Origin of the sequence: Methyloterricola oryzae (assembly GCF_000934725.1) — a bacterium.
GTDB lineage: Bacteria > Pseudomonadota > Gammaproteobacteria > Methylococcales > Methylococcaceae > Methyloterricola > Methyloterricola oryzae.
Genome location: NZ_JYNS01000041.1, coordinates 1 through 7,865, shown reverse-complemented (window position 1 = coordinate 7,865; position 7,865 = coordinate 1). Strand labels below are relative to the sequence as shown.

At 56.7% G+C, this 7,865-nt stretch carries 4 protein-coding genes; all 4 read right to left on the bottom strand.

The features are described 5' to 3' along the window. Positions 1-211: 211 nt before the first annotated feature. Genes EK23_RS20825 through EK23_RS20810 form a run of 4 tightly spaced genes read right to left on the bottom strand, consistent with a single transcriptional unit; the run spans position 212 to position 7,497 of the window. Positions 212-3,331 carry a type I restriction endonuclease subunit R gene (locus tag EK23_RS20825; RefSeq protein WP_045227331.1) on the bottom strand — a complete coding sequence of 1,040 codons (3,120 nt, stop codon included), beginning with the start codon at positions 3,329-3,331 and terminating at the stop codon, positions 212-214. Beyond that, entirely contained in the window at positions 3,328-4,701 is a 1,374-nt protein-coding gene (locus EK23_RS23785; RefSeq protein ID WP_082054399.1) for a restriction endonuclease subunit S, read from the bottom strand. Before EK23_RS23785 ends, EK23_RS20825 begins: the two co-directional genes overlap by 4 nt. Then, on the bottom strand, positions 4,698-5,744 hold the full coding sequence (locus EK23_RS20815) for an Abi family protein (protein ID WP_200892210.1): 1,047 nt from the start codon (positions 5,742-5,744) through the stop codon (positions 4,698-4,700). The genes EK23_RS23785 and EK23_RS20815 overlap by 4 nt, the downstream gene beginning before the upstream one ends. A 10-nt stretch (positions 5,745-5,754) precedes the next feature. Then, entirely contained in the window at positions 5,755-7,497 is a 1,743-nt protein-coding gene (locus EK23_RS20810) for a type I restriction-modification system subunit M (RefSeq protein ID WP_045227329.1), read from the bottom strand. Between the last annotated feature and the right edge of the window lie 368 nt (positions 7,498-7,865).

Below are 7,865 nucleotides of genomic sequence, written 5' to 3'. Positions count from 1 at the left end.
GAAGAACTCCAGCGCACCTTCGAAACCATCGGTTTGGCCGCGTGAAGTATTACCAAGCGACAACATGTTGGTATTTGTTCATCCGATAGCGCCTACCTGATCTTCTACTGCCCATGGCCTGCTGATACCCCCGAGGGCAACCGTCGGCAGACCGGTTGCCGATTCGGGATTCAAATCCCCCGCAATGGCGCCAGCCATTGGGTCTGCCTTTTCAGGGCGCCAGACTCGACCGTTCCCTGAGCGCTTCATAAAGCTGTGCCGGACCCAGCAGGATATCCCGCAACCCGTTGCGAACCTTCTCTGAATCCAGGGCCTGTTTGCTCATCGTGCTGTGCGCCGCGAAGGCGTCGATGATCGCATTCATCAGCTCGGTCGACAGATCCGGTGAATTGGCGAACTGTTCCTTGGTGTTGTTGGCTGCCTGCTGCACCAGGGTCTGGGACTCCAGCAGCTTGCCCTTGATGACGTTGTTCACATAGACCAGCCGGTCATCTTCGGTCAGATCGCCTTCGAAAAGATCATTGACCTTGGCGATGATCTCGACCAGGTAGGCTTTCTCCTTCTCCCGAACCTCGCCGCGTCCGGCCTCGCCCATCGCGGCCAGCTTTGGCGCTTCGCCCTCGACCGTAAGCTCTCGCTTACCTTGGTTCTTCAGGGTGTGGTGGGTCAGCATGACCTTGGAGAGGTCGATCCCTTCGCGCTCCCGCCCGAACTCCAGCAGCGGAAAAAGCCGCCGGTAGAAGATGAAGCGCTTTTCCACGGCCGTGTTGCCGTAATCGAAGATCTGGGAGAGGAAGGCATACATGCGCTGGAACGCACCCATGTCATGCTTGAAGAGGATCAGCGCGTTCAGCTCGTTCTGCGCCTCTTCTGCAGTCTTGCTGTCGTCTTTGGCTTGGGCTGCTTTCAGCTTTTCTTGCGCCGCTTTGTATCGCTTCAGCAGCCGGGAGACCACGGGCTCAAGCGCGCCGCTCAAGTCGCTTTGCTTGGAATTCGGATCCAGTTCGACCTCGACCACCCGGTTGACCTCGAAGTCGTCGTAATACCCCGTCGCATCCAACTTGCTGCGCAAATCGAACACCAGGTGCGGATCGGTGACGTCCGCCAGTTCGGCGGTATCGTGATAGACCTTGAAGGCATCCAGGATGTCTTGCGGGTCATTCACGAAGTCCACGATATAGGTGGTGTCCTTGCCGGGATAGGCACGGTTGAGGCGGGACAGCGTTTGCACCGCCGTAATGCCTGCCAGCCGCTTGTCCACGTACATGCCGCACAACAGCGGCTGGTCAAAACCCGTCTGGAATTTGTTGGCGACCAGCAGGATTTGATAATCGCCGGTATTGAAGGCTTCGCGGATGTCCTGGCCTTTCAGGTTCGGGTTCATGGTCTTGCTGGTTTCGCTGAACGGGTCGGGGCCGGATTCCTTGTCGCTCACCTCCCCGGAGAACGCCACCAGGGTGCCGATCTTGTAACCCTGTTCCTTGATGTACTTGTCGATGGCCAGCCGCCAGCGCACGGCCTCCAGCCGGCTGCCAACCACCACCATGGCCTTGGCCTGTCCGTTCAGCAACGGGGCGACGTTCTCCCGGAAATGTTCCACCACCACCTGCACCTTCTGGCTGATGTTGTAGGGGTGGAGCCGGACCCAGCGCATGATGCCTTTGAGGGCCTCGCTGCGCTCGACTTCCTTTTCATCAAGCTCCTTGCCATCATGGGCCAGCTTGAAGGCCAGCTTATAGGGCGTGTAGTTCTTCAGCACATCGAGGATGAAGCCTTCCTCGATGGCCTGCCGCATTGAATACACATGGAACGGCGCGGGCAGATTGTCCGGGCCGGCGGGCAAGTCCGGATTGGGCCGGCGCCCGAACAGCTCCAGCGTCTTGGCCTTGGGCGTGGCGGTGAACGCCACATAGCTAATGCCTGTGTCCGCCGCGCGGTTCGCCATTTGCGCGGCCAACAGGTCTTCGGTGCTGACCTCTCCGCCATCGCTCAGTTCCGCCAGTTCTTCCGCCGAGAGCACCGCTTTGAGCTTGGCGGCGGCCTCGCCGGTTTGGGATGAATGAGCTTCATCGGCGATCACCGCGAAGCACTTGCCCTGTGTTGCCGCCAGTTCCTGCACGGCTTTCAGAGCGAAAGGGAAAGTCTGAATGGTACAGACCACGATTTTCTTGCCGCTGGCGAGAGCCGCTGCCAATTCCCCGCTCTTGCTGGCGCCTTCCCCCTTGATGGTGGCCACCACGCCGGCGGTGCGCTCGAAATCGAAAATCGCCTCCTGTAACTGGCTGTCCAGCACGGTGCGGTCCGAGACGACCAGCACCGTGTCGAAGACCTTTTCCTGGATGAGGCTATGCAGATCGGCCATGAAATGGGCTGACCAGGCAATGGAGTTGGTTTTGCCGGACCCGGCGGAATGCTGGATCAGGTATTTGCCGCCCGGCCCCTCGGACAGCAGGGTGGACAGGAGCTTCCGCGTGGCATCGAGTTGGTGAAAACGCGGGAAGATGATCCGCTTGATCTGCTTCTTCTCGTCCTTCTGCGCTACCAGATAGCGGCCGAGAATTTCCAGCCAGGCATCCCGCGCCCAGATGTCTTCCCACAAATAAGCGGTGCGGTGTCCGTGCTCGTTGGGTGGATTGCCGGCCCCGCCCTGATGACCCCGGTTGAAAGGCAGAAATGTCGTTCCAGGCCCCGTCAGCCGGGTGGTCATGTGCACCTCGCTGTTGCTGACGGCGAAGTGGACCAAGGCTCCCCTGGGGAAAGACAGCAGCGGTTCCGGGGTGCCCTGACCTTTCGGGCGTGGTTCGCGGTCGAAGCGGTATTGGTCCACCGCATCCTCGACCGACTGGGTGAAGTCGGATTTCAGCTCGGCCGTAGCCACCGGAATGCCGTTGAGGAACAAGCCAAGGTCAAGCGCATTCTCGTTGTGCAGCGAATAGCGCAGTTGCCGGACCACGCGCAGCCGGTTGGCTTGGTAGCGGGCCAGCAGTTCCTCGTTCATGGCCAGGGCCGGTTTGAACTGGGCCAGCTTGAGGGTTTGATGCAGGCCCAGTAGGTCGATGCCATGCCGCAGCACATCTAGTGTGCCCCGGTCATCCAGGGACTTGCGCAACCGGTCGAGCAACACGGTCTCGGCGCTTGCGCCATGAGACTTTTCCAGGGCCTCCCAGGCCTTGGGCTGGGTTTCCTGGACCCAGGCCAGCACATCCGCCGGAAAAAGCGCCCTAACCCGGTCGTAGTGCGCAGCGTCGCCTTGCGTATAGAGCCAGCCGTGGGCGGCCAGGTGATCGCAGATTTCAGTCTCTAAATTCACTTCCTTGTGCAGGTTGCTCATGCGGCGGCTTCCACGTCCGGATGGTTTTCGACAAGGCCGCGCACGTCGATCTTGCCGGTGACGGCGGCGGATATCAGGGCGGTGCGGCGTTCTTGGAGGAGGGTGATGGCGGTTTGGGCTTCGGCGGTTAGGGTGTCGAGTTTGTCGGTTTCGCGGTCGAGGAACGTGGCTATGCCAATCAATTCTGCAAACGGCGGAAGAGGTAAAGGTATATTTCCCAAATCCTCCATAGAAAGATTTGGCTGTGCCGATTGAACAGAGTTCAACAAAACAGTGCGTCTTACCATGTTAGTATTCAACCAACAGTTAATGTAATTCGATAACCGTTTGTCTTTGGGCCGAATAAAGGAAACAGCTTGGTTGGTATTTGCAGGCAATAACCTAGCGTCCAATACAGCTGCTTTCCCAGTTGTTGCTCCAGCAATAACGACTAAGACATCACCTTCTTGCAAAGCGCTCCTTGATAAGGTTGCGTGTGCTTCTTCTGAAATATAAAACTCAGGTTGATCTGATACTTCTATTTCAGTGATATTTTCGGCTTTAAGGAATCTAATTCCATCAGAAGTAAAATCAGCGCCAATGCTTGTCGGAGTTGTTCCTTTTGAAATTACGGAAGATAGATTTTTAATCCGCTTAACCTCCCAATGCGCCAGCACCTCGCCCAGCCACTCGATGCCGGAATCCTTCAACGGCGCATCGGGGTTGAGACCTTTGGTGACGGCATGGGAAATGACCGCCTGGCGCTTTTCCTTGAGCAGTTCGATAAGCCGCTGCTGCTCGGCAATCAGCGCGTCGATTTTGGCCGTTTCGCGGTCGAGGAAGGCGGTGATGGATTGTTGTTCTAGGAGAGAAGGCAATGGAGTGTAGAACTTATTCAAATCTTCTTGGAAAAGATGCGGAACACCCATGCCCCCTTTGATCCTCTGGATAGTGCTATCCATGTAGGAGCTTTGAAACAGGTAATAAAGAAAAAAGCCGTTTAAGGCTTTATGAGGCGTGATGACAGCAATTGAACTATTTACGGTTGCCGGCCTCGGCAGATAGCGAACTACGTTAACTGTGCCTAGCGTTGAACCATCTTTGGCCAACAGAACGTCGCCTACTCGAAGCTTAATCTCAGGTGATTCATCGTAGCGATATTGATTTATGAAATTGACGTTTTCGAAATCAATATTAACTCCTTTGATATTGGGCGTCGCAAGAAAAACAAATCCATCCTCTACATATTCTTCCGCTTTCAATCCTTTCCAACCCAATCTAGCGCGGACCCAAGATTCAAAGCCAAGACGTGAGATTCCCCAATGCTCCGGCACCTCCCCCAACCACTCCACACCGCTGTCCCTGTAGCTGTCGTATCGAGGGAAGCTCATGCGGCCTCCTGCCAGATGGCTCGCTGTGTCCAGTCTTTTGGAAAATCCATCTCCGCCACGGGGATGCTGTGCTTGTCGATAAGCACCTTGAGACGTGTCCGCCAATGATGATGCCCGGCGATAGTATCCATGCTGTGCAAGAGGATGAGCAACGTGTTGTAGATTTTGCGTGACGCCACTACAAATTCGACAGATAGGTGTTCCGGTTTGGATCGAGGCGCGTTCGGCGTGATGGTGAATTCCCGGTTCCATAGGCGGGAATGATGGGCACAGATATTGCGCACGAGAGAGAGATGATGCAGCCAAGATTGCAGCACTTTTTCATCGACGCCGTAGGTATTGGCTATGGCGCGGCGGGTAGCGATGGGCTTTAAGCTGTTGTACCAGCGCGAGAGTAGTCCCAGCGACATCACTTCGCACACAGCCCAAGCCGGGGGAAGCGGTTCGGCATAGGTCGCCAGGTGATGGCGGATGAAGGTTTCATCCGAACGCCTGACTTCATCGGCCAGTTTGTTGAGATTGCTTTGCCAGAACTTTCCGTCGAACAGCCCGGCGTCCAAATGCGCGTGAGGCCTATGCCGGTGCGCCAACTGATAGGCCCATTGGCTCCGCACCGAAACCTCGATGCGTTCAATGGCATCTAGCACCAGAAGCCGCAATTCCCGATCAAAAATGTAGAGGTCAAGCACATCGCTGAAGCGAGTACCGGGTTTGAATTGATGGGTTGCGTGATCTGTCTCGAACGGCAGCCAATAGGCACCGAGGCGATAGTAGTTAAGATGCTGAAGGTAGAAACGGGCAGTGTCATCATCATCGATGACCATGCCGCGTTGTTTGAGCAAGTCGATCTGTTGATCGTAAGTCGTGGCAGGTTTCCCGAAGGAGCGTTTCATCACCGCCCCCTTGGAAAAAAGTAACCCGCCAGTTTGAGGATATGCTTGCGCACATAGCCTTGGCGGGTTTTGTTGCCAGGAATTATAGGCGGACGATTGCCATTGGCAAGGAAAATCTTGGTATTTTTGATGACCAAGTCTGGGCTGCACGACATCACTTTCATCCCGACAACCCCGCGATCATCGTCAAAATCCGATCGGTGCAGTGCTTAAGATCGGCGTCGATGTCGGCCAGGGAGCGCGGCGGCTCGAACACGTAGAAGTGCCGGTTGAAGGGAATTTCGTAGCCGACCTTGGTTTTGTCGTGATCGATCCAGGCATCGGGCGCATGGGGCAGCACTTCGCGCTGGAAGTAGGTCTCCACGCCTTCTGACAGGGACACATTCTCGGTATCGCGCAGGCTGCTATCCGGCTGCGGCTTGCCCTTCTGTTTGCCCTTCTCGCCGAGGACGATCTTGCCACTCTCGTCGCGCTGCGGGCGCTCGACCGTGATGGTGCGATAGCCGAAGTCGCTGGTCTTGAAGATGCGGGAGATCGGCTTCTTGCCGTCCTTGGCTTCGACGAACTGGCCGAAGAGTCGCGTGATTTCGGCGATATGCTCGTCCGACAGTTCCTTGCGCTTGGAACCCAAGCTCTTGCGCATCTTCTGCCAGAAGCCACTGGCGTCGATCAGCTGCACCAGGCCCTTGCGGTACTCCGGCTTGCGGTTGGAAAGGATCCAGACATAGGTGGAAATGCCGGTGTTGTAGAACATGTCCGTGGGCAGGCCGATGATGGCTTCCAGCAGATCGTTCTCCAGCACATAGCGGCGGATTTCACTTTCGCCGGATCCGGCACCGCCGGTGAACAACGGCGAGCCGTTGAGGACGATGCCGAAGCGGCTGCCGCCGTCCTTCGCCTGACGCATCTTGCTGATGAGATGCAGCAGGAACAGCAACGAGCCGTCGGAGACGCGCGGCAGGCCGGGGCCAAAGCGCCCGTTGTAGCCCTGGCTCTCATGCTCCTTGCGGATTTCCTTCTCGACCTTCTTCCATTCCACGCCAAAGGGCGGATTGGACAGCATGTAATCGAACTTCTTGATCGGGTGGCCGTCGTCCGAGAAGGTGTTGCCGAAAACGATGTTGGCGACATCCTGCCCCTTGATCAGCATGTCCGCCTTGCAGATGGCATAGGACTCCGGGTTGAGCTCCTGCCCGAACATGGTCAGACGGGCGTCGGGGTTGTGCTCCTCGAGATATTCCCCGGCCACGGACAACATGCCGCCGGTGCCGGCCGCCGGATCGTAAATCGTGCGCACGACACCGGGTTTCGCCAGTACCTCGTCATCCTCGATGAACAGCAGGTTGACCATGAGGCGGATCACTTCGCGGGGCGTGAAATGTTCTCCGGCGGTTTCGTTGGAGATTTCGGCAAACTTCCGAATCAGTTCCTCGAACACCAGGCCCATTTGGCTGTTGCTGACGGTGTCCGGGTGCAGGTCGATGTGTGCGAACTTCTCCGCTACCTGATAGAGCAATCCGGCTTTGGCAAGACGGTCGATCTGCGTGTAGAAATCGAAGCGCTCGAAGATGTCACGGACCGCCGGGGAAAAGGCCTGGAGGTAAGAAAACAGGTTCTCCTTGATGTGGTCCTGGTCGCCCATCAGCTTCTTCATGTCGAGGGGCGACGTGTTGCAGAAGCTCTGCCCAGCCTTGCGCAGCAGGAAGGGCTCGGCGTTCAAGCCCAGCTTCAGCTTGTCGGCATGCTCGGCGAGCACGGCGGCCTTGGTGTCTTCCAACACGCAGTCCAGACGGCGCAGCACGGTAAACGGCAGAATGACCTTGCCGTATTCCGACTGCTTGTAGTCGCCCCGCAGCAGATCAGCGACGGACCAGATGAAGGCGGAAAGCGATTGATGGTTCATGCAAGCGTGGTTCCTGAGAAATGACCGGGACGTTTCCTGTCGGTATTGCGGAAATATCGAGCTAAATGCCCGGCAATTGTCACCTATCTTCAGGGTTCAAGTCATCTAGCCGCAGCAGTGCACGCTACCGGAGCCCGATACCTTACCAAACGCAAACCGCTTAGGGATCGTTCGCCCCGAAAAAGCCGGGATACCCAGATAAGTGACCTTTCTGTTCCGCTCATCCTCAGATCTTTTGACGCGCGCACAGGCAACCCTTAATATTCAGACTGTTAGGCGCTATCGGATGAACAAATACCAACATGTTGTCGCTTGGTAATACTTCACGCGGCCAAACCGATGGTTTCGAAGGTGCGCTGGAGTTCTTC